Consider the following 23,486-nt stretch of genomic DNA (forward strand, 5'->3'; position numbering starts at 1 on the left):
ACATGTCATCCATTTGACATGTAACACTCCTTCCCGCATCTTCTTAAGAGAAATGCCTTCTGTACCATTCAGCCGCGGCATCCACTTCAGATAAAGTCAACTGATGGCCGTAACTTTCCCAATGAAGTTGTACATCTGCCTTTGCTTCTTCCAATAAAGACTGGAGCTCCTTCGATTCCATCGGTGAACAAATCGGATCATTTGTCCCAGCTGCAATAAATACGGATTTACCTGACAAATCCGGTAACTCCACTCCTTTTCTTGGAACCATCGGGTGATGCAAAATGGCTCCCTGAAGCGCATCTTGGTAATGAAACAGCAGGCTTCCGGCGATATTGGCTCCATTGGAATAACCGACGGCTACCATATTATTGCGGTCAAATCCATATTTTGAAGCCGCTTCTTCCAAAAATTCATACAGCTCTTTTGTACGGTAAACCAGATCTTCTTCGTCAAAGATTCCCTCAGCCAGGCGGCGGAAAAAACGGGGCATCCCGTTCTCCAATACATTGCCGCGCACACTTAAAATAGAGGCTGTACGGTCAATTTTGTCCGCAAGAGGCAAGAGGTCTGATTCTGTTCCCCCTGTTCCATGCAGTAAAAGAAGAGTTGGTTTCGTTTCATCTGCTCCTCGTTGAAAAATATGTTTCATCATTTATCTCCCTCCACTATTCTTTTATAAATTCTTTTGTACTTCTTACTGTATCAATCGGGCGAACCAATCTTTCGATTTCTTCACGTTTTGGTTCTAAAAATGGCGGCAGAGATAACTTTTCTCCAAGCGTTTCATACGGCTCATCCCCCATAAATCCAGGCCCATCCGTTGCCCACTCAAATAAAATTTGCGGTGCAACTCTTACATACAGCGACTCAAAAAAGTGGCGGTTTACATAACCGGATGTCGGGAATCGGAAACTTTTCATACGTTCGATCCATTCTTCCAGCACCGCACGGTCTTCAACACGAAATGCCGCGTGGTGAACCGTACCGAAACCTTGGCGGGCTTGAGGCAGCATCACGTTATGTTCGACCACTACTTGTGCACCGCTTCCGCCTTCACCGACTTCAAATAAATGGAATGATCCTTCTTGTTCAATTTCTTTAAACAATAGAACTTTTTCCATCATTTCTTTAAAGTAATCAAAGTCCGCAATCCGAATAAAGATTGGACCTAATCCTGTAATGGCATACTCCAATGGAATCGGCCCTTTTTTCCAAGGCGTTCCTGAAGCGACCCCCTCATTAAATTCATCCGAAATCAATTGATATTGTTGATCATCAAAATCAACGAACGAAAGAGTCTTTTTGCCAAATTGCTCTTTGATGCCTGTATGTTTTACTTCTAAGCGATCAAAACGTTTAACCCAGTAATCTAACGCGGCATCGCTCGGTACACGGAACGATGTTTTGGAAATCTCGTTTGTACCGTGGGCGCCCTTTGGAATGCCGGGGAAATCGAAGAATGTCATATCCGTGCCGGCGCTGCCTTCATCATCTGCAAAAAATAAATGGTACGTTTGAATATCATCTTGATTCACCGTTTTTTTGACTAAACGCATTCCTAAAACATAAGTGAAAAATTCATAATTCTTTTCCGCACTGCTTGTAATGGCTGTGACATGATGGATTCCTTTTAATCCGTTCATTTATCCTTCCTCCTACTTGAGCAATAGATTGTACTCGTTTATTTTTTAAAACAGGTATACTCTTTTCTTTTGATGCTGATCCACTAGAGAAACAGAATATCTGATCATCTAAGCCGCTGTTCTTTTTCATGATGCGGCTTAGCTTAAACTTACTTTTAATTGATAAATCTTTAATTCGAGATAAATATATCACAGATAAAATAACACTGTCAATAAGCAAAAGCATAAAAAGCTTCATAAAAAACACTCTTCTTTCTATATAAATACAATTTAAGTTTTTAACATAACCTTGGTCGTGATCCCTCTTTAGGATTTTGGGGTCTCTGCATCTTGAATAGGCTCTCAAAGGTTCTCGTATAAGCGGTCGGGAAGAACCCGTAAGGGAGGTTGCCGACCGCTTATGCGTAATGAATTTAGCATGGGCGCTCTTTGCCCATGTCGAATTTTCTAAATCGATCTATATAGTTTTATTTTTGAAACGATTACGAATCATTGCAACAAACAGCATTAATAACGGAATAACAATATGGAAAGGGATATGAATATAATATGATGTAATGTCCTGCCCTTCTTCAATATGTTCCGAAAAATCTGAGGCTATCGTCATGGATAAAAAGATGAGGATCATCCCGACTGGTAAAATAATTTGTTGATGATTTTTTAAGTTGAACAAATCGACCAATCCAATTACTGCACCATAAAAAAAGATGGATATTTTAAAAAACATTGTAATCAGAAAACTAAAGACAACAAGAGCATCAAGTCGTTGTAAAAATTCCAAAATGTTAACCTTTCCGATGGTTGATAACAATGGAAAAGTAGATCTCTCCACTTCTTCAACACTGAGAACGGTGATATTTAAACTTGCTGTATAACTCAAGATAAGTCCACTTGAAATGATGGCAGACAGCCAAACCTTTTTAGCTAACTCAGGGCGATTTAGATAAGGAAGCAGCATGGTAAAGACCAACATTTCCGCAAAAGGGAAATAAGTAACCAAAGGAAATGCTGTCGACAAGATTGGCTTCCATCCATTTTCAAGAAATGGCTGTAAATTATGGAAATCAACATTACCTGAAAGGTATACTAAAAGATTTCCTATAAACCCCATAAAAATCAGAACGACAATAAACACTTCTGCAGTTCTTCCCAATACTTCAATCCCTAGATAAAGCACATAACAAATGGCAAGGACCATTAAGATATTGATCGCCAATAACGGTGTTTCCGGCAATGTCGATGAAAGCAGCAAATCACCGAAGTCACGCAAATTCCGGGCTGAAGCATACAAAAAATATAAAGTGTATAATAAGCCAATCCCCCATCCAAGGTATTTTCCAAATATCTTCCTAGTATACTCAGTAAACGGTAAAGTGGGATGTTGACGAAATAAAAAATAGTAAATGAAAAATAAAACCATCCCACCACACATTCCTAAAAGAATCGCAAGCCAAGCATCTTTTTTAGCATTACTGCCAAGACTTACGACAAGTGCACTTCCCAGTTCAAATAAAAACATCATGGCAAATAGTTGAATAACACTAATTTTAGCTTTCTCCATCGTCTAGGGATTTCCCCTCCTTTATCCATTGTATAGTTTAATCCTCACGCTTGTTTATCTAATTAGCTTGTACACCTAACTAGTTATTCATCCTAACCTACTTTTCTATTTTCAATACTTTTAAGGACCTCCAAATCTTCCTCATCCAAGTACGACAAATTGCTTTTTCACTTATTCTCCCCCTTTCGTTTTTCTTAAAACAGAATGTTTATTACAATGGTTCCGTTACTCTTTTAAAAGATTCGGCAAAAAGGTTTCGCCTTACATTAAAATCCAGTAATCATTTACTCAACATGGATTAACATGTAAAATTTTGTAGTGAAAAATAAAAAAAGAGCTACTTCAAATAGCTCCATTCGTAGATTTATAAAATAACTGATTTGCACAATACTCTATAATTTCTCTTCTTCTAATAATCCCTATAAAAATGTCATCATCATCTACAACGGGGACAAAGTTTTGTTCCATCGCCCTCATAATAATGTCTTCCATTTCTGCGTTAATATGAATCGCTTCATTATGGCGGCTTAGAGGCACTTCCTCCAATTTTATTTTATGGGTATTTTCAAAAGACAGCATTGGAGTATGTTTCAATTTCCAAAGCAAGTCCCCTTCCGTTAATGTCCCTATATATTTGCCTTTTTCATCTATGAGGGGAACAGCCGTATATCTGTGGTACTCCATTCTTTCTAGAGCCTGTCTAAGAGTGGCATGATACTGGATACAGACCACGTCTCTTTTAGGGATTAGAAAAAAAGCAATATTCATGATTTACCAGAACTCCTTCTTATTTTCTGTTATCCGCAACAATATGAATATCAATATTTGAGGTGTCCCTCATAATGGCATTCACAATAGATCCTCTGCGTATCTCTTCCCACCTTGTTCGTGCCGATTGCCCTAATAAAATCTGGGTAATATAATACTTTTTTGCAATATCAATGATGACCTTTGCTGGTTTTCTATTATATTGTCTTTCCAATAAGAAAGTGGCTTCAAATTGTTCAGCCAATAGCATCCATTGCTCTATCTTTTGTTGTTTTTCTTGTGAAAAAGCTTCCGGCCCTTCGTTCGTCACATTTAAAATATATAATTCAGCTTTTAAACGATTGGCCATCCTCCAGCCTCTTCTAATTAATTTTTCAGCAGTCGGGCCATATTGAACGCAAACCAATATTTTTTCATGAATACCGTACGGCCCTTCCAGGGAAGAACCTACTGACTGTTCTAATTTCTCATCTACGTCATTTGCAACCTCCCTAAGAGCCAATTCCCGTAGAGCTGACAAATTAGATATGGTAAAAAAGTTATTTAAACTTTGTTCAATTTTTTCTGTTGCATATATTTTTCCGTCTTTCATCCTCTTGCGCAATGTTTCAGGGGACACATCTATTAATTGAATTTCATTTGCCTTTTGAATAAACGTATCTGGAACTCTTTCTCTTACGGCTACATGACTGATGTTTTGAACAATATCATGAACACTTTCTAAATGTTGAATGTTCACCGCAGACATGACGTTTATCCCTGCTTCTAGAATCTCTTCAACATCCATGTATCGTTTCTGATTTTTAGAGCCTGGAATATTGGTATGCGCAAGCTCATCAACCACTACAAACTCTGGATGGCGCTTGATAATCTCCTCGACGTTAAGCTCAGAAAACACTCGTTCTTTATAGTTAATTTCTTTTAAGGGTATAATCTCCAAATCCCTGATGAGACCTTCCGTTTCTTTTCTCCCATGCGTTTCAATCAAGCCTATGACAACATCTCTTCCTTCGTTACGCAAATCATAGGCATCCTGCAGCATTTTATACGATTTTCCGACTCCAGGTGCTGCCCCTATATATAACTTTAATTTTCCGCGCCTTGATTCCCTAATTTCATCTAATAGTTCGTCCGGTGTTTTCCTTCTAAAGTACGGGTGTTGGCTGCCCATCTCAGTCTCCTCCATCAAACGAATGCCCTGACTATAAGACTGCAGTCAGGGCATCTCCTTTTTAGGATGCTTTCTTCATGATATCTAAATTTAACATAAGCACATTCACGCGTTCTTCACCAAATAGCCCCAGTTCTCTTCCCTCTGTATACTTTTTAATTAAAGAAGTAAGCTCTTGCTTTGAGATTCCGGTTGCTTTAGATAATCTGTTTACTTGAGCCAGAGCTGCTTCAGGGCTAATATGAGGGTCCAACCCTGAACCGGAGTTGGTCACTAAATCAATCGGAACTTCACTCACTGGAGTTTCCGGGTTATCTTTTGTCCAAGCTTTCAAAGAATCCTCTGTTCTCATAATCATATCTTCATTTGAAGGCGCATAGTTATTAGATCCAGATCCTGCCCCATTGTATTCAATACTAGAAATGCGGCCATGGAAGAGTTTAGGATTCTTAAAACTTTGGCCAATCAGCTCTGAACCTATTACTTCCTTTTCTTCATTATATACTAAACTGCCATCTGCTTTATCAGGCATAATCACTTGTGCAATTCCTGTTACAGTCAATGGATACAGTAAACCGCATAATAACATGATGACAAAGCTGGTACGGATAATGGGACTAAGCACACTTTGTTTGCTTTCCATTCTATTAATCCTCTTTTCTTCCTTATTATATTATCTCATTAAATAAAGAGTGACATCACGACATCAATAAGTTTAATTCCGATGAATGGAACCCACACTCCTCCAAGACCATAAACCGTTAAGTTACGGCGTAACAGTGCATCAGAACTCATCGGCTTGTAAGAAACTCCCTTCATTGCTAATGGGATGAGTAAAGGGATAATAACCGCATTAAAGATGAGTGCCGAAAGAATAGCTGATATTGGTGAATCAAGCTTCATAATATTTAACATTTCCATCTCTGGTATAGCGATCATGAACATCGCCGGTATAATGGCGAAGTATTTAGCAATGTCATTGGCAATACTAAATGTCGTTAAGGCACCGCGGGTCATTAATAACTGTTTACCGATTGAAACAACCTCTATGATTTTAGTTGGGTTAGAGTCTAGATCGACCATGTTTGCCGCTTCTTTTGCAGCTGTTGTTCCACTGTTCATCGCCAACCCTACATCAGCCTGTGCTAAAGCAGGAGCATCGTTTGTACCGTCACCCGTCATAGCTACCAGCTTACCTTGTGATTGTTCATATTTAATGACTTCAATTTTGTCTTCCGGCTTACATTCTGCAATAAACTCATCGACGCCTGCTTCTTTTGCAATGGTTGCGGCTGTTAACGGGTTGTCTCCTGTACACATGACGGTCTTGATTCCCATTCTTCTTAACTGTTCAAAACGCTCTCTCATTCCTGGTTTGACGGTATCCTTTAAATAAATCAGCCCGTATATACGGTTATCCACAGCCACAGCTAATGGGGTTCCACCTTCACGAGAGATTTGATTCGTTTTCTCCTCTAAATCACGGGGAACCGTTCCACCTTGGGATGACACCCATTTTTTCACCGCATCGACCGCGCCTTTACGTACTTTACGGCCATCTGCCAAATCCATCCCGCTCATGCGGGTTTCTGCTTTAAATTCAATGAACTGTCCGCCTGATGCTACTGACTCATTAAAGGATAAATCTTTCTTTCTAATTAACTCCAGCGTCGACCGCCCTTCAGGAGTCTCATCTTTTAGAGAACTGATGGCTACCCAATGCGCCAACTCATCCAGTCTTTCCTGACCAACCGGGATAAAATCGCTGGCCATACGGTTACCAAATGTAATGGTTCCGGTTTTATCTAGAATAATGGTATTAATATCGCCTGCAGCTTCCACAGCTTTCCCAGACATCGCCAATACGTTAAATTGTGTCACACGATCCATCCCTGCAATCCCAATCGCCGACAACAGCCCGCCAATGGTTGTTGGGATTAAACAAACTAATAAAGCGATAAGAACAGGGATTTCAAGTTGAAACCCAAGATAATTCGTGAAAAGAGGCAATGTTATGACTACGATCATGAAAATAAGGGTTAAGCTTGTAAGCACTGTATTTAATGCAATCTCGTTTGGAGTTTTTTGACGTTCCGCCCCTTCTACTAACGAAATCATACGATCTAAAAACGATTCACCCGGATCGCTTGTAATACGAACTTTAATTTGGTCACTGACGACTCGAGTCCCTCCAGTTACAGAGTTGAAGTCTCCACCAGCCTCTTTAATAACAGGTGCTGATTCACCCGTAATGGCCGATTCATCAACTGAAGCCAACCCTTCGATTACTTCACCATCTCCCGGAATCATTTCTCCCTGAGAAACAATCACAATATCCCCTTTTCTTAAGTCTGTAGAAGCCACTTGCTCCACTTTTCCACTCTTGTTTAATCGATTAGCGGTCATTTCCTTCTTTGATTTTTTGAGAGAATCGGCTTGTGCCTTTCCTCTTCCCTCTGCCAGCGCCTCTGCAAAATTGGCAAATAGGACTGTAAACAGCAAGATGAGTGTAACGGCGATATTAAACCAGGGCTCTACCGAACTTCTTCCAAATGCATTTGGCACAAAGGAAAGAACTAGGGTAATAAAAAATCCGATTTCTACGACAAACATGATTGGATTTTTCACCATTTTTCTTGGATCTAGCTTTATGAACGATTCTTTCATTGCTTGCGCAATCATATTTTTATCCATCATTTTTTTCTTGCCACCTTTGTGACCATTATTCTGATCGAAGTCATTATGTTGAAATGGTTCTTCTATTTTCTTCTCATTGTTACGTTGTTCTGGAAAACTCGTTACGTTCTCTCTTTCCATTACGGCTTGTTTACTCATCATTAATCCCCTCTATTGTTTAAAGAGTTAAGTGTTCAGCAACTGGACCTAATACTAATGTTGGAAAGAATGTTAAGGCACCAACGATAAAGATCGTTCCAATTAAGATCACTCCAAATAAAGTTGTATCTGTACGGAAGGTACCTGCTGTTTCCGGTACTAATTTTTTGGCTGCTAATGAACCCGCTACTGCTAACATCGTTACAAGACCAAAAAATCTTCCTACATACATGACGATTCCCGTTGAAATATTCCAAAACGGTGTCGCATCCCCCAGCCCTTCAAAACCGGAACCGTTATTGGCTGCTGATGACGTATATTCATAGACCACTTGAGTGATTCCATGAAAGCCAGAATTTGAAATAGCTTCATATCCAAGTGGTGTATATAAAGCGATCGCAGACGCGCCTAGAATGAGTAAAGGTTGAATTAATAAGGTAACCGCAATGAGTTTCATCTCTTTCCCTTCAATTTTCTTACCTAAAAACTCTGGCGTACGCCCGACCATTAAGCCTGATAAGAACACTGCGATCATCGCATACATAATGACATTAATGAAACCTGCTCCAACTCCTCCAAATACCGTGTTTAATAACATATTGGAAAGAGTAATCATCCCGCCACTCGGTGTAAGGGTATCATGCATGGTATTAACAGCCCCTGTTTCAGATGCAGTAGTTACGACTGCATATAAAGCGGATTGACCGATACCAAACCGAACCTCTTTTCCTTCCATATTCCCTTGCTCATGATCCATTCCCATATGATTCAATACAGGGTTTCCTTGCTGCTCAGCAGTTAATGTGATACCTGTCATCACGACAAACATCATCGCCATTGAAACAAACAATACCCGCCCTTGTTTCAGATTTCCGACCATCTTTCCGTAAGTAAACGGTAGAGCCATTGGCAATAAAAGCATCAGCAGAATTTGAAGAGTGTTGCTTACTGCATTTGGATTTTCAAACGGATGAGCCGAGTTTACACCAAAGAAACCGCCGCCGTTATTTCCTAATTCTTTAATCGAAAGAAACGCTGCGACCGGACCGCGGGCAATGCTTTGCTCCGCTCCTTCTATCGTTTTCGCTGTAACTGTCGGCTCTAACGTTTGCGGAACACCGAGCGCTATAAAGATGAAGCCAGTCACAAAAGCAATCGGCAATAAAACACGTGTGATCGAACGAATTAAATCAACGTAAAAGTTCCCCATTTTTTTGCCAGCTAAGCCCCTTACAAAAGCGATACAAACCGCCAAGGCCGTTCCCGGTGCTGCAAACATCATAAACATAATCCCGATCATTTGGGATAAATAAGACAGTCCGCTTTCACCGCTGTAATGCTGCAAGTTCGTATTTGTCATAAAGCTGATAGCGGTATTAAAGGCCAATGTTGGATCCATGCCAGGAATATGGCTTGGATTAAGAGGCAATACCCCCTGAACTCTAAAAACAACATACACAAGTGCAATCATAAAGGCGTTAGCTAAAACGGCGGATAAAGCGTATTGCTTCCAAGTTTGATTTGTTTGTTTAATTCCGCCAAGTTTATAAAGGAGTTTCTCAAAAGGACCAAAAACTTTATCCAATTTAGTAGATTGATAATTAAAGGCAGCAGCTAAATAAATTCCTGTTGGCTTTGCAATCAGTACAGCTACTAGAAAAGTCGATACAATCGCTAGTATGGTAATAGTCAACGTTGTTCCCTCCATAGTTCTTAAAATTTTTCAGGATTGATTAAGACATACAATAAGTAGATGGTTAAGGCTGTGACAACTCCAAACAAAGCCATCATTTTTCTTCATTCCTCTCGTCGACAATTCCCGTGGACCACTCCGTCAGTCCAAATATCAGAAAAGGTAATACGATTAATAAGCCCACTATAATGACATCAAGCATTTTATTTACCTCCATATCATTCACAATTTGTCTCCTATAAATTGTTTTTTACAGATTATCCTCGGTTTAACTCATTTCTTTTTTCCCTCCCCGGAGAAAAATCGTGTTAAGACGTGAGTTCATTTACCTGCGCCTTCCCTCTTTAAAAGGAATTCACCGGTAAACAAAAAATAGACCAATGCTTGCTTTTTCCCCGCAATAAACCGACAATCCTGTAGATCCCATCTGTCCTGTTCATGAACAAAAGACAAATGTATCTGCAGCCTTATTAAAATAAGGCAAGGTTTATTGTTGATTGGAGAAAAAGCACTCATTGGTCTACTTAACGTCCAGCAAGCATCAATGGCTTTCTTTACGTTCTGTCTCCCATACTTTTTCAGTTATATGCTGTAAATAAGCAAAATAAAAAGACCATCTATTGGCATAAGGATATTGTTCTCATGCGTAAAAAAGCGCACAAAAAAACACCTTATAAGGTGGTCTACGACCTCCTTCGCTTTAGCCGACGAAGTTAGCTGACGGGTAGGATGGCGAAAGAGTATCTCATCCCTTCTACACAGTAGAATTAACCCCAAAAAATTGGTTCCTCCGCTCCCTGTTACCAGGGACTAGGCCGATATTCGATTGAGTTCTTATGCGCTTATTCTACTCCCAACATTGTGGACTTGTAAATAGTTATTTTCATCAAAAGTGAGCCAAAATAGACCAATAAACACGAAAAACCAATATTTTTATGTAAATATCTTATTTTTCCTAAAAATCCCTCCGTTTTTCGCCAAATATCAAATATTGACAGATAAAAGTTTGCCCACTTACTATTAGTTCACGATGAACACTCCACACGGGAGTCCAGGAGGTAACAAATTTGTCCATTTTATCCAAAAAGAGATTAGAAGCTGAAATAAGCGAAGCATTAATAAGATTCCAGCGGGAACTGATGGGCCGCGGTCCGCAAGAAGCGAAAACCTATATTCTTAAGGATATGGTCATCACTCGTTTTAAAGGTGTGCTCACCGTCGAGGAAAAACACCTTATCGGAACCGATAACGGCCGAAAGCTGGTCAAGCAGGCAAGACAGCTATTGCGTGAGATGTACAGCAAGGAGTTTGAAGAGATTGTTGAGCGCTATACAGGATGTAAGGTTCTTTCAAGCCACAGTGATATTAGCACGAAAATGGGAGAACGCATTGAGGTTTTCATTATGGATAAAGATTTAGAGCGAATGATTGAAGCAGCTTCCAAAGCTTAAGTTGGACTATTATCAACTAAAGTTTTAGAATAGATGAAAAAGGTTGCTGTCTATGATCGCAACCTTTTCCCGGTTAACGAGTTATTAAGTGGAACGTATATAGTAAGCTGTACACATCTTTAAATATGACTTATGCAGTCTTATGTTTGTAAGCAAGTGTAAACAGAAGCAGAACTCCAATAATGAGAACCCATTCTGTTATACTGTTATTCGTTTTATGAGATGGAGGGATTGTGGAATAACGAAAAAGGCCCAATTTCTCAGCATTAAAGTTGAGAAATTGGACTTTTTTGATATTGGACTTTCCTTAACGTTGTAAATCCGGAATCCTGATGCTACCCCTTGAAGAAGATGCAACATAATTCCACAGTTGAAAATAATAAGATGAATTCTAGTAGTTACGGTCATTAAAAATCTATTTTTATTTTGAAATAAAACAAGAGAAGGCTTAATTCCTTCTCTTGTAGATTTGGTCTTTTATTAGGCATTTCCCTACGAGTTCTTGGCTGCATTGATAAAAAGTTTTCCCTGGAAACTTTTGGCTCAATTTGACTAGTATAATCCCCGCCTAAAATTACAGTTAACCAGATATCTGGTGTTTTTTACCTTCTCCACAGATGTTCAGGGCAAGGTCAAAATCCCCGTCCCAAGTATATAATAGCTGCTTGCCGCGTCGTAATACGGTCTTTAGGGCTGGTAATCATCGGAGGTCACGTCCTTATTCACCATTCAGGATTACTACTCTCAGAAGATTCATTACTGCTTATTTTTCCACGATTTTTCTTATAAATGATATAATTTTACATTTCCAAAAAAGAACAAAAACTATGCATATTGTATACATGTTAGGTTTACATAAAAATCGTTCTCAGCAATCAAAAAACCATCAGATTAGCAGGATCTGATGGTTTTTTCAAAGATTTTAAGCTCAGAAAATGACACTAATTCAACTTTTCCTAATGCATCTTGCTTCTTAATTTCACAAGTGCCATTGTCGTATAGCCATCTAACTGTATAATTTTTCCCCTTAAATATCACGTTCGTACCAATCTTCATCAAATTCCCCCCCCCCAAAAAAAATGTGCAGCTTCTAGTTACACATATATTAAAACAATTTTTTAGCTTTAGTTATGTAATATTCGTCACAAGAAGTTAAAAGCCTCAGATTTTATAGGATCTGAAGCTTTCTGATGTTTATATAAATGTACTTATACGAACAGAACAGGTATAAAAAGAAATTAGATATTTAAGCAATATCGTAGAGCAAGATCATTAATTCATCAGAAGGTATATCAACACCATGCTCTTCTATTTCTTCACACAATTCTATACAAATTGTTTTAATATCGTCGAAATCAGCACAGGACATACTTTCCTCTCCCCTTATTATTAATTTGAATTTTCTAATAATATTATCCAACTTTTATTAAATCGTGTAAATGACTGAAATTTACACATATAAGGAGCTGACTCTGATACGAAAAATCTATCATATTTAGATATAATCACTTTTTTGATTCTATATAAATCCAAGTTCTTTTTTGGACATACGTTTATCTCTTCTCTAAGCCGTCTACACTGAGAATAGTATAGACGTACAGGAGTGGTAGAGATGAAAACCTTGCAAATTACAGAGACACACGGCTGGACCATTGATACATTACGTCAACAAGAAAAACAAGCGAAACACACATGGCAGTACAAGCGAATGGCTTCCGTTCGGATGGTGATGGAAGGGTACAAGGGCATCGAGGTCGCTGCTTGCCTTGGTTTGAATCGCAAAAGCGTCACCGAATACGTTCGTCTGTTTTCAGAAGGCGGTCTCGATCAGCTGTTGAATCGGAACTTCACTTCGCACAAGCCCCCCTACTTGTCTCAGGAAGAACAAGAGGAGCTGATCGTTGTCATTAGTGAACAAACCCCATGTGAGCTTGGGTTTGCGCAAGAGTCGTACTGGAATACGAAACTGATTCAAACCTTCCTCATGGACCGGTTTCATGTCGGGATGTCAAGGGAAGGCATCCGTCTCATGATGCATCGCCTCGGCTTTCGCTATACGCGACCGACGTATGTCCTGATAAAAGCCAATGAACAAAAACAGCAGAATTTCCAAGTCGAACTGGACATGATAAAAAAACGTGATGACCGACTCCTGTGTTCTATTATTATGAAGATGAAAGCCATATCCGTGATGTCCAAACCCTGCATGCCACCTGGCAACCGAAAGGAAAACAAATGCCGGTTTCGGGATCCCAGACGACTCTTCACCTGTTTGGCGCGGTGAACCCTAAAGAAGGAGAAGTATTCTGCATGGAAACGGACACTTGTAACACCCAGACATTTCACCAGTTCTTGAAGTACTTACTTCAATGCCATCCGGAAAAGCATCTCATTCTTGTGTTGGACAATGCCCGCTACCACCACGCCCGTGCACTGCGTCCTTTTCTGGCTCAACATGAGCATCGGCTCACATTCTTATTCTTGCCACCTTACTCGCCCAATCTGAATCTAATGGAACGGATCTGGAAGTGGCTCAAGGAAGTCGTGCTGTCGAATAGATACTATCAGGACCGTGCAGACTTACGAGACGGAATTGAATCATTTTTACAGTATCTCTTGAATCACGTAGAAGAAGTAAAAAAACGAGTGCAGAGCATTTATATGTCCATTTGTTAACTTGGATTTATATAATCAGTGTTATGTAAAGTAGATATTTGCATGATATGAGTTTTATAGGAGAGTATTGTAGATATGATTTTAAAAGAGCGCTAAATAAAATTCCTGTATCTCAACGTTAGATGTGAAATTTATTCAAATATTCATTTCTATCTTGAGTGGTATTGAAACAATATCTATAGTTAAAGAAGAACAGAATCCCCTGCAGGAGATTCTGTCCAAAAGCAAGTGAATTTTATAAGAGACTGTTTAGATCAGTCAGTAAAATAACAAACTTTTCACCTTTTTAGCTTTCGCCATTATTTATACTAGAACTTATGCTTCCTTACAGGTTTAAACTGCCCAACAACCAAGTGTTAAGGTTTTTTAATATTTGTCATCTCCTACAGCTCGAAATTGGCTTTTTTGTCTAATATCTCGTGAAGAACTTCCGATGAGAACTTTAAATATGCCTGCCTCAGCAGCCCAGGTTTTCGACGTCTCATCATATACTGAAAGAGCCCTCTTGTCTAATGTAAATGTTACAGTTTTGGTTTCACCTGACTTTAATGAAACCTTTCTAAAACCCTTTAGTTCCTTATAAGGCCTTTCGAGTGTTGAACGTTCATCGTGAATATAAAGCTGAACCACTTCCTTGCCTGTTACATTTCCTTTGTTAGAAATGTCAACTGATACAGTTAATGGTTTATTCCCACCCAAGTCAAATTTAGTTGAACTTAATTTAAGATTACTGTATGTGAATTTCGTATAAGAAAGTCCATGACCGAATGCATACGCCGGTTTTATGTCTTTTGTATCATAGTAACGATAGCCAACATAAATCCCTTCGGCATATCGAACGATATTGTTGGCAAGATCGCCCGGGAAGTTGCCATATGATGGGACATCGCTATATTTGACCGGGAATGTTACTGGAAGTTTTCCAGAAGGATTGACCTTTCCAGAGAGGATATCGGCAATTGGATTGCCCCCTTCTTGTCCTGGCTGCCAAGCTAACAAGATAGCATCAGCATAGTCTCTCCAACTTGCAACCTCTATGGGGGCACCGATATTCAATACTACCGCTAACTTTTTGCCTTCAGCATGATAGGCATTGGAAAGATTTTTAATAAGCTGAACCTCTTCCGGTTTCATGTTCATATCAGGTCTATCTTCCCCTTCTGTTGAGGCCCTGCCTATAGAAACCAACCCAATGTCCGTATTTTGCGCTAAATAATCAGCATCATCTATACCCAAGCCTTCTACCAGCTCGTTCCCATTTTTAGAATTGACTACAGTATAATTGGCATTCTTCAAACCCTGTACAAGTGAAACAACATCTCTTGGAGCTACATTTACTTGAGAACTTCCTCCGCCACCAATGATAATTCCTAATTTGTTATGACTAGGATTTACAACTGCATTTTGCCCTGCTACTCCAATGGTAGCAACTCCCTTGAATGGCAAGGTGTGATTTTCATTTTTCAGAAGAACCATACCTTCAGCAGCCACTTCACGATCTATCCGAGCACTTTTAGCAGCAGTTTGCTTAGTAAGGTAGGTTTTATGTTTATAATCTACATTCTTATACTCCCCTATAAACGTCGGTGTCTTAACAATCACCTTTAGAATATTACGAACGCGTGAGTCAAGATCTCTTTCACTAAGTGTGCCATTTTGAACAGCAGACTTAATTAAACCCGGTGTTGGTGCTGATGCCTTGTTGTACACTGCTTTAATTAACTCTGGCATAGGTAATGGTCCTCTGTATACTCCAGGCATGATTAAATCATTTCCAGCAGCCAAAGCAGCAAAAGGATTCTTTACAGCCCACCAATCGGACATTACAAGTCCGTCAAAGCCCCAATTATCCCTTAATATATTGGTGAAGAGATGAGGATTCTGGGTAGCAAAAGTTCCATTCACCGCATTATAGGCACTCATTACAGTCCATGGCTTGGCTTGCTTTACCGCCATTTCAAAAGCGGGAAGATAAATTTCCCTTAATGTCCGTTCAGAGATAACTGCATTGATTGTTGTTCTGTTGGTTTCCTGGTTATTGGCAGCGAAGTGCTTAAGGGATGTACCCACACCAGTGGATTGAACCCCCTTGATAAACACTGTAGCCATAATACCAGCCAGGAAGGGATCCTCAGAATAGTATTCAAAGTTTCTTCCCCCTAAAGGATCACGTTGAATATTCACACCGGGTGCTAATAAGACGTCCACTCCATATTCCCTGGATTCCTCGCCCATGGCTTTTGCCACTTTTGTGATTTGATCAACATCCCATGTAGCTGAAAGCAAGGATGGAATGGGAAACGCAGTTGCGTATCTTGGGGCAGCACCAGCAAAGACGCCACCAATCCTGACACCAGCTGGGCCATCAGAAAGGATGATCGACGGTATGCCTAAACGTGGAATAGCATAGGTAGCGCCTGCTACACCGTTTGGACCCGGATAGCCTGATCCAATAACTAGATAGGCCTTTTCATCCAATGTCATTGCTTTTAATACTTTCTCGATAGACGCTTCATTCACCAGTTTCGGGGGAATATCTCGTCCAAGTGCCGCAGTTCCGTTTGCATTTGCAATCAACAACAAAATAGTAATCAGGCATGAGCTTACAATCTTGTTAAATCTGTTACCCATTGCGTTCTCCTCCTAGAAAGGTCCAAATCTAAACCGACCTCACCCAAAAGAACCTGTTATTTTTATACATATCAGCTCTTCTGTGTGTAGATTAGGCTAGTTTTGTGAAGCTCCTCTCAAAAATGGTGAAATAAATCTTTCTCCCTTCATCTTTTTTCCTTCCCTCCAATTTTTTATTAATAATTACAAGTAATTTGTTTCAGATTCTTCTTTTTGCTTCAGACACATAGCCTTCTTTTAATAAAGAACAGGGAGAATCCGTTTAATTAAAAGTGCTCTGTGTGTTCCCCCCTAGAGGTATTTACAAAAAAGGAAATACCAAAGACTCACTCTCTTTTGTGGCTATAGTTACTCCTCTATAAAAAGGAGACACTGTGGAATACGTTGTAGTGATATAGCAGAGTATCCGCATACTAAATTGTTATTCTACTTCTCATATCATTCGTAAAAGTACAGCTTGATGAAAAAATAAAAAGCCCGTATCCAGTTAGGATTAGGCTTCCTTGCTTTTCATAATGCTACTTAGTTAAATTGGCGGAATATGTTTAAAATACGAGGGATTCCTTTTTCTCAGTTCTATAAAGAATGCGTAAAATTAGGATTATACGCATTCTTTATAGAACTAGCTCCCCTGACCTCACCTTACTATAAAATACATAAGCATCACAAAAAATTGACCGCCAATTGACGGTCAATTTTGTTTCACTATCGTAGATGTTAACTTTACAACGAATGCTTCAGTAATAACTATCCTATTTCCAGGTGAGGGGTTCCTAACGCTAATGCTCCTTATTTTCATTCAACAATTGCGCCCGTTTGCTTAAGATCGAAAAACACAGATATGACCCTTATAATGGATAAATAGCAAGGATATTTTCCGATGAGAAATCAAAAAGTCAAAATTACATGGTATTTAAACTTTTTTCCATTCCATTAAAAACTCATCCTCGGCAGTCTGTTCATCCAATAGTTCTTCTTTTTTTACAAAACCACTTCTCAAATAAAAATTAACTGCTTCATCATTTTTCTTGTAAACTTTCAATTGTATATTTTCCCTTCGTTCTTTTATAAAGTTTAATAATTCTTTTCCATATCCTTTACCTTGATGCTTAATATCGATAAACAATGCAGCCAAATAGTTATCTACCATTGAGATGAAGCCTAAGACTTCTTTTTCATTGCATATAACATAGTTTTCAGATATTGGAAAATATTTTTCTTTCATCTCCTTTTGCTGAGATTTCCAATAATTTTTATCAATAAAGTCATGTGCTATTAATGAACCTCTATACCATATATCTATCATTTTATCAATTTCTATTTTTTTACTTAATCTGATTTTCATATTATCACCCTTAGTCTAAATTCAAAATAAGTGATATGTGTTATAGAATATCATCCTACCAATTAAGAAAGTATTTAACAATGACCTTTAATTTAATAACAATTATTCCAAATTCACATCATTTCCACAATACATTACTCCATTATCTAGCCCAATACATAAAGATCGAGCACAATTCTGACTGCAGAATTGCGCCCTATTGTTTAATGAATAAGATTATTAATTTAAAGGTTCTAATTTCATCATTGCACCAAAATATTGTGAAGCAGTTATAAAACAGATAAATGCACATAATTCACTTATTTCCTCTTCAGTGAAACATTCTCTCAAAATATCAAAAGTTGAATCAGCTATGTCACCCTTTTGTTTTAAAAAAACTTCTGCAAATCCTACTGCAATAGACGTTTTTTCATTAAACTTATCTGGATCAGGTTTTCCTTTCGCCTTACAATACTCACATCCGTTACTTTGAGCTAATGTTCTCCTTACTTGTTCCTTTAATTCAGATCTTAGTAGTCCATCTTTTTCTAACACATCGCCTAACTGATTCCATCGTTCCATTACATCTTTATTATGTCCCAATAGTCTTTGAAAAGGTGTTTCCCCGAAATTAGATTCAACAATCCTTGCCATATGAGTACCTCCTTGTTATATTTTTAATTATGAATTAATTTTAAACAACAAAATGACTAAATCACATTAAATTTATAATGATTGTCAAATGAATTTTTTATAAAATTAACGATTATCGGATGTGAACTTTAAAAATGAAAATAGATGAAATTGATAAAAAAATTTTAGATGAACTACATAATAACAGCCGTTTATCAATGAGCGAGCTTGGAAGAAGGGTGAATCTGTCCTCCCCATCAGTAACGGAACGGGTAAGACAAATGGAGTCATTTGGAATTATAAAAAAATATACTTTAGAAGTTGATTATGAAAAATTAAGTTTACCAATCCAATGTATAATTGAAGCAACAGTTAAAAATGGTGACTATAAATCTTTTAAAAATTATATTGAGAAACTTCCAAACGTCGAATTCTGTTATCGAATAGCAGGAAGTGCGTGTTATATGCTAAAAATGCAGTTTGAAACGTTCGCTAAAGCAGAAAAATTCATTGATGAAGTAAATCCAATCGCACATACTGTAACACATTTTATTTTTTCACAAGTTCCAACATATTTAAAAATTAACATGGATTGATAAGTTTTTAGTTAAAAGCATTACTCTTTAGTACCTGAAAATTAGTTAAAATGGCATAGCATTAATAATAATGGAAATTTTTGAACAAGTTCCTGCTTATTCCACAAACGGCCCTCTAGTGGAATAACACGGATGGTGTCTTTAAATAAATTTATTTTCTTTCGACATTAATACGAACCAAAAAGAAAAACCTGTACATGAAAACAGTTTTTTGATCAAACTTTATTTGAAAATTACAGCTAACGTTTAGTTGAAGAACAAATATGACAGATTGACTGTATCTGTCGGTCTTTTTCTTTCGAAAAAAACAACCACGAATGAGACTTAATACATAATCCAACGCTATAACTTTTTTAAAATAGATGTATATAAATCTAAAAAACTGGCAACGATGATAGTATATTCCCCCCTTTTTATTGAAAAAACATCTGCCCTTTTTTGAGGCAGATGCTAATTTTTTTGACGCGTTTCTTCCTATTATATAAGTTTATTCTTGTGCTACTTCTTCATACTCCCTAACAAATTTATAAATGGTCGTCTTTTTTAGACCTACTTCCTGCATGGCTTTAACGGCTGTCATCCCTCCTGCTTTCCGTCGATGATACACTTCTTTAAACTCATCTGTTACCTGAGGTTTTGATCGGCCAAAAGCTGCGCCATTTTGCTGTGATTTTCTTTTTTTATTTGTTGTAATTTATTTAAAACTATATGTCATTTCCGTCATGGTCATTTGATCGCTCCGTTTATAAAGTTATACCTTTACAAACAAAACCTATGAAGCTATCAAACCCAGTAAAATCAAGTTTAAAAAGGTGTGTCAAAAACATTAATAAACGTTTATATTCTTGGCACACCTTTTCAAACGAAAGTAGTATAAGGCCCAGTTATTGGTTTATAAAAAATATTGATCAAAACAGGCTCTTCAAATATTTCATGAGGGCGCTTTTTATAAAAAGGCTCTGTTAAATAATATGGTTCTTACGTAAAGATGGTGAAGGCATGTATCACTGCTTTTCGGGTATAGCATTATTAATACTCTAAAGGCGGTGTGTACAATGAATAGTACAACCATTGAACAGCTTTTTAAGTTCGATCAAAATGTTGAAGTCATCCATAGCTTGATGGAGTCAGAGGACCTGTATGTCGTGTTAAAAGTTTGTTCAACACACGCTCGATGTCCAGGATGTAAGCATTTATCTTCTCGTCGCCACAGCCGTTATGCAAGAAAAGCAGATGACCTTTCAGTTTCAGATCGTTCGGTGCACTTAACGATTCTTCTGCATAAGTGGTTCTGTGTAAATGCAAAATGTGAGATTAAAATTTTCACTGAACGTTTAGATTGGTTACAGCCTTCTGGCAGAAAAACCACTCGGCTCGAAAAACTGATTCGTCACATTGGATTCTCCAATAATTGTTTAGTCGCAGAAAAGGTCTGCCGGAAAATGGGCATTTCAATTAGTCATGATGCCATTTTGTACCGTGTTAAAAAAGAAGTCTCAGCTCCATCTAGTTATTGCCCCTTTCGTGGGGATTGATGATTTTGCATTTAAGAAACGAAAGCGATATGGCACGATTTTCATTGATCTTCTTACAGGTGGAATCCTTGATTTTCTGCCTAACCGAAATAAAGATTCTGTAAAGAACTGGCTTATCGGACATCCCGAAATTCAACTAATCACAAGAGATCGTGCGCAAGCATATAAAAGTGCGGCAGAAGAAGCATCACCAAAAATTAAACAGGTCGGCGACAGATGGCATATTCTCCAGCATCTATTCGAAGTAGTAAAGAAGACGGTTAAGTCTATTGTGCCACCCAAATGGAGACCACCTGGCCAAGCCGTCAAAAATGGAAGTCCATCACGCTCTTTACCCAAGCGACTTCAACCTCTAGAAGAAAACGAAGACAAGGTTTGGAAGAGAATCCAATATGCCCAGCGCCTTCGGAAAGAAGGCAAGAGTATCACAGCGATCGCAAAGCAGATAGGTGTGTCACGTAACACCGTTTATACTGATTTAGCTGTGACATCAAAACCGTCCCGAAAACGAACTTCTATGTTTGACCGATATCTCCCACTCATCCGAAGCATGATTGCAGATGGATCAAAGGGCGATGACATAGAAGCTGCTTGTAGAAAGGCAGGATTTGATGGACATCGCAATACGCTAAATTACATGATTGCGGACGAACGTCGTGATATTCGAAATAAAAAGCCACAAACACTCAATCTTCACCAGGCAATCATACGGATCCTTTGGGATAAAAGTATTCAAAATCATAAAAAAGCATTCAAATCCTTGCATCCCAAACTTTTAGAGGCATTTCCATCTTTAATGGAAATTAGCCGATTCATTCAATCTTTCAGGCGACTATTTGAAGAAAAACATTCATCTGGTCTTAGAAAATGGTTAATCGAGCATCAACAATCATCTTTTACACACTTTCAAACATTTATTAACGGCATCAGAGGTGATATTAAGGCTGTTTATTATGCGATAACATTACCTTGGTCAAATGGTATAACAGAAGGAACCATAAATAAGTTGAAAAATATAAAAAGAATGATGTACGGGCGTGCAGGTATAAAGGTATTGTTAAATCGATTACGTTTTAGCATTTAAAAGATATTAATATAACTTTTTTTCACTGAAGATATCACAATACCTTAGGGTTAATAACTTTCACCAAAAAGACGTAAGAACCAATAATATTGTTGATAATTGAATATAAATCACGTTAGTTGAGTAAGTCTCATCTTTTTCACATTAAGCTTAACCTTTGAATATACAAGTGATGTATAATAGTTAGTGAAGAGGTGATAAAATGTTCAAACGGAAAATTAAGGCATCTTTCTATACAACTCTTCTCCTAACAATGGGTTACGCTGTTTTGTGTACAGCACTTATTCCTGTCTACATTTTTAAGATGGGGCTAACCATCTTTGAAGCATTTGTAGCGTTTGGAGTTCTGCCTTTTGTTTTTACATATGCTTTGATTGGAAACTTTCTATACGGTTTACCTGCCTCTATAATTGCTGAATACATAACAAAGAAAGCAAAGAAAGGACAGCTTCTTTTCTCATTTTTCCTCCACGTCCTCTTTGCACTTATTACTGTTATTTTCTTAGAAGAGGTAACCATATACATCGTCATCAGTTCCATACTATTTTTCCTAATAGACATCAGACTGAAAAGCAATCAGAACAATTTATTTCAAAAGCCCACTTTTGCAAAATAAAGTGGGTTTTTCTTTTGAGAAAGCATCATTAAAAATCAACCTGCTTCGTTTTTTGAAGAAAAAAGGTAGCATTATAACCTAAATATCGATAATCTTAATTTCTCATAAGTAGCATTGGTAGGTAATAAGCAACTATCAACCATCATTTTGCTTACCGTAGTATTATCGTTTCGATGTTTGATAACATCTAGGAATTGAAACCAACTCAAATAATGGTCGAGGTATTTCGTTGCCACGCCATTGAAACGCTCTATCCAGCCTTTGAGACGACTGTGATAGTTATTCACATTTTGAATATGATAAAGACCTCTTACTCGTTCCTTACCATCTGATTTAAAACGATAATGTTCTAATCCTTTTTCAATGGCATAGGTCTTAAATGCTCTCCACGCATCGGTGCAAAGTACATTGGATACCGATAATTTGGAACCAATTGCTTTATCTAAGCGGGATTTAACAATACGTCCTTGACCAAGGACCTTTGAATAAGTAGATTTTTGACGGTCCCTTGCGATAAGGACACAGACCTGTTCCTTGCTTATTCCTCGGTATTTAGAAACACCGCCACGTTTACGGGATTTACGACCAATTATTTTACGTTTGCCCTTTTCCGAGTATAGGAAATAGGTCTCGTCCATTTCAACAATACCTGTAAACTGTTCGAAATCCATTTGTTTCAAGGCTGATAATAATTTATGTCTCCAATAGAACAAAGTTACGAAGTGAACGTTAATTATCTCTGAAGCCTTACGTAAAGAATAGCCCTCAATCATGCATTGAACAAAATCTAACCATTTATGAGGAAGGTGAGTTCGATATAATGGTGTGTTCGTGACATCTGTAAAAGTCTTACGGCAGTTTTTGCAGCGATAACGTTGCCGCTCCATTGTTTTCATTCCAACCTTGACGGAATACTTCCCGAAGCGAACAGCATTATTCGAATGGCAATGAGTACAAGTATACCCATCTTTATGTTTCCGCTCGGATACCTCTTTAAGTACAGGTTCACTTGCAGAATAAGAAGTAAGGGATTTAATAAAAAACTCTTTTAAACGATGTTGGTCTGCCGCACTGAGTTTTTCAATCTCTTCAATAATCTCCTTTAACACCATTCGATTCACCCACTCTCGTCCTTTTGTTATATTATAGAACGATTGTTCGTTTGAATCAAATATCAACAGAGTTGTTTAACATAGCCTATAAAAAAATCTGAACATTTTCTACCCGTGTTGTTCAACAATAGCGCGCATTTATGGGGTTGCGTTT

At 38.1% G+C, this 23,486-nt stretch carries 23 protein-coding genes, 1 pseudogene and 1 riboswitch; of the genes and pseudogenes, 6 read left to right on the forward strand and 18 right to left on the reverse strand.

The window, feature by feature from the left end:
- Nucleotides 1-43 precede the first annotated feature (43 nt).
- The 11 genes from BK575_RS15235 to BK575_RS29400 form a co-directional block, all read right to left on the reverse strand.
- The gene (locus BK575_RS15235) at nucleotides 44-652 is read right to left on the reverse strand and encodes an alpha/beta hydrolase (RefSeq protein WP_078414807.1); all 609 of its coding nucleotides are present in this window, start codon (nucleotides 650-652) and stop codon (nucleotides 44-46) included.
- Between the two features lie 16 nt (nucleotides 653-668).
- Nucleotides 669-1,646 (reverse strand): ring-cleaving dioxygenase, encoded by a 978-nt coding sequence (locus BK575_RS15240; RefSeq protein WP_078411256.1) that lies wholly within the window; start codon nucleotides 1,644-1,646, stop codon nucleotides 669-671.
- Nucleotides 1,582-1,884, reverse strand: coding sequence for a hypothetical protein (locus BK575_RS28670; RefSeq protein WP_169907828.1), 303 nt, complete (start codon nucleotides 1,882-1,884; stop codon nucleotides 1,582-1,584). Before BK575_RS28670 ends, BK575_RS15240 begins: the two co-directional genes overlap by 65 nt.
- 219 nt (nucleotides 1,885-2,103) lie before the next feature.
- On the reverse strand, nucleotides 2,104-3,207 hold the full coding sequence (locus BK575_RS15245) for a GerAB/ArcD/ProY family transporter (protein ID WP_078411258.1): 1,104 nt from the start codon (nucleotides 3,205-3,207) through the stop codon (nucleotides 2,104-2,106).
- 342 nt (nucleotides 3,208-3,549) lie between these two features.
- The gene (locus BK575_RS15250) at nucleotides 3,550-3,975 is read right to left on the reverse strand and encodes a CBS domain-containing protein (protein ID WP_078411260.1); all 426 of its coding nucleotides are present in this window, start codon (nucleotides 3,973-3,975) and stop codon (nucleotides 3,550-3,552) included.
- Nucleotides 3,976-3,994: 19 nt separating this feature from the next.
- Nucleotides 3,995-5,146, reverse strand: a complete 1,152-nt coding sequence (gene kdpDN, locus BK575_RS15255; RefSeq protein ID WP_078411262.1) for a KdpD-like non-kinase potassium sensor — start codon at nucleotides 5,144-5,146, stop codon at nucleotides 3,995-3,997.
- A gap of 61 nt (nucleotides 5,147-5,207) precedes the next feature.
- Entirely contained in the window at nucleotides 5,208-5,789 is a 582-nt protein-coding gene (gene kdpC / locus BK575_RS15260) for a potassium-transporting ATPase subunit KdpC (protein WP_078411264.1), read from the reverse strand.
- A 38-nt stretch (nucleotides 5,790-5,827) separates the two neighbouring features.
- Nucleotides 5,828-7,984, reverse strand: a complete 2,157-nt coding sequence (kdpB, locus tag BK575_RS15265; RefSeq protein WP_328589512.1) for a potassium-transporting ATPase subunit KdpB — start codon at nucleotides 7,982-7,984, stop codon at nucleotides 5,828-5,830.
- 16 nt (nucleotides 7,985-8,000) lie between these two features.
- On the reverse strand, nucleotides 8,001-9,668 hold the full coding sequence (gene kdpA / locus BK575_RS15270) for a potassium-transporting ATPase subunit KdpA (RefSeq protein WP_139368153.1): 1,668 nt from the start codon (nucleotides 9,666-9,668) through the stop codon (nucleotides 8,001-8,003).
- 26 nt (nucleotides 9,669-9,694) lie between these two features.
- Nucleotides 9,695-9,772 (reverse strand): K(+)-transporting ATPase subunit F, encoded by a 78-nt coding sequence (kdpF, locus tag BK575_RS29615; RefSeq protein WP_078414809.1) that lies wholly within the window; start codon nucleotides 9,770-9,772, stop codon nucleotides 9,695-9,697.
- A complete protein-coding gene (locus tag BK575_RS29400; RefSeq protein ID WP_268877737.1) occupies nucleotides 9,769-9,900 on the reverse strand; it encodes a hypothetical protein in 132 nt (43 codons plus the stop codon). The genes kdpF and BK575_RS29400 overlap by 4 nt, the downstream gene beginning before the upstream one ends.
- Nucleotides 9,901-10,361: 461 nt before the next feature.
- Nucleotides 10,362-10,501: riboswitch (cyclic di-AMP (ydaO/yuaA leader) on the reverse strand.
- A gap of 240 nt (nucleotides 10,502-10,741) precedes the next feature.
- Here BK575_RS29400 and BK575_RS15280 point away from each other — a divergent pair.
- Complete coding sequence (locus tag BK575_RS15280) at nucleotides 10,742-11,125, forward strand: Na-translocating system protein MpsC family protein (protein ID WP_078411268.1); 384 nt, start codon at nucleotides 10,742-10,744, stop codon at nucleotides 11,123-11,125.
- A gap of 481 nt (nucleotides 11,126-11,606) precedes the next feature.
- Here BK575_RS15280 and BK575_RS29100 read toward each other — a convergent pair.
- Nucleotides 11,607-11,829: pseudogene (locus BK575_RS29100) on the reverse strand (GerAB/ArcD/ProY family transporter); the annotation flags it as partial.
- A gap of 187 nt (nucleotides 11,830-12,016) precedes the next feature.
- Nucleotides 12,017-12,181, reverse strand: coding sequence for a hypothetical protein (locus BK575_RS28675; protein WP_169907831.1), 165 nt, complete (start codon nucleotides 12,179-12,181; stop codon nucleotides 12,017-12,019).
- Between the two features lie 556 nt (nucleotides 12,182-12,737).
- Here BK575_RS28675 and BK575_RS15285 point away from each other — a divergent pair.
- Nucleotides 12,738-13,409 carry a winged helix-turn-helix domain-containing protein gene (locus tag BK575_RS15285; protein WP_139368049.1) on the forward strand — a complete coding sequence of 224 codons (672 nt, stop codon included), beginning with the start codon at nucleotides 12,738-12,740 and terminating at the stop codon, nucleotides 13,407-13,409.
- Entirely contained in the window at nucleotides 13,328-13,801 is a 474-nt protein-coding gene (locus BK575_RS15290) for an IS630 family transposase (protein ID WP_235867490.1), read from the forward strand. The genes BK575_RS15285 and BK575_RS15290 overlap by 82 nt, the downstream gene beginning before the upstream one ends.
- A gap of 366 nt (nucleotides 13,802-14,167) precedes the next feature.
- Here BK575_RS15290 and BK575_RS15295 read toward each other — a convergent pair whose 3' ends face one another.
- The 3 genes from BK575_RS15295 to BK575_RS15305 form a co-directional block, all read right to left on the reverse strand.
- Nucleotides 14,168-16,432, reverse strand: a complete 2,265-nt coding sequence (locus BK575_RS15295) for a glycoside hydrolase family 3 C-terminal domain-containing protein (protein WP_078411272.1) — start codon at nucleotides 16,430-16,432, stop codon at nucleotides 14,168-14,170.
- A 913-nt stretch (nucleotides 16,433-17,345) separates the two neighbouring features.
- The gene (locus BK575_RS15300) at nucleotides 17,346-17,777 is read right to left on the reverse strand and encodes a GNAT family N-acetyltransferase (RefSeq protein WP_078411274.1); all 432 of its coding nucleotides are present in this window, start codon (nucleotides 17,775-17,777) and stop codon (nucleotides 17,346-17,348) included.
- 219 nt (nucleotides 17,778-17,996) lie between these two features.
- Nucleotides 17,997-18,410: a carboxymuconolactone decarboxylase family protein gene (locus tag BK575_RS15305; protein ID WP_078411276.1), complete on the reverse strand. Its 414-nt coding sequence runs from the start codon at nucleotides 18,408-18,410 to the stop codon at nucleotides 17,997-17,999.
- Between the two features lie 134 nt (nucleotides 18,411-18,544).
- Between BK575_RS15305 and BK575_RS15310 the strand changes: the two genes are divergently transcribed.
- The 3 genes from BK575_RS15310 (at nucleotide 18,545) to BK575_RS15315 (ending at nucleotide 21,604) form a co-directional block, all read left to right on the forward strand.
- On the forward strand, nucleotides 18,545-18,985 hold the full coding sequence (locus tag BK575_RS15310; RefSeq protein WP_078411278.1) for an Lrp/AsnC family transcriptional regulator: 441 nt from the start codon (nucleotides 18,545-18,547) through the stop codon (nucleotides 18,983-18,985).
- Between the two features lie 1,055 nt (nucleotides 18,986-20,040).
- A complete protein-coding gene (locus BK575_RS28110; RefSeq protein WP_139368050.1) occupies nucleotides 20,041-20,520 on the forward strand; it encodes a transposase family protein in 480 nt (159 codons plus the stop codon).
- Complete coding sequence (locus BK575_RS15315) at nucleotides 20,465-21,604, forward strand: ISL3 family transposase (RefSeq protein ID WP_169907833.1); 1,140 nt, start codon at nucleotides 20,465-20,467, stop codon at nucleotides 21,602-21,604. Before BK575_RS28110 ends, BK575_RS15315 begins: the two co-directional genes overlap by 56 nt.
- A gap of 291 nt (nucleotides 21,605-21,895) precedes the next feature.
- Here the strand turns inward: BK575_RS15315 and BK575_RS28115 are convergent, their stop codons facing one another.
- Both BK575_RS28115 and BK575_RS15325 read right to left on the reverse strand, forming a co-directional pair.
- Complete coding sequence (locus BK575_RS28115; protein ID WP_139368051.1) at nucleotides 21,896-22,144, reverse strand: hypothetical protein; 249 nt, start codon at nucleotides 22,142-22,144, stop codon at nucleotides 21,896-21,898.
- Nucleotides 22,145-22,291: 147 nt separating this feature from the next.
- The gene (locus BK575_RS15325; RefSeq protein ID WP_078411288.1) at nucleotides 22,292-23,332 is read right to left on the reverse strand and encodes an IS1595 family transposase; all 1,041 of its coding nucleotides are present in this window, start codon (nucleotides 23,330-23,332) and stop codon (nucleotides 22,292-22,294) included.
- Nucleotides 23,333-23,486 lie beyond the last annotated feature (154 nt).

The sequence above is a fragment of the Priestia abyssalis genome, assembly GCF_002019595.1.
Taxonomy (GTDB): domain Bacteria; phylum Bacillota; class Bacilli; order Bacillales; family Bacillaceae_H; genus Bacillus_BA; species Bacillus_BA abyssalis.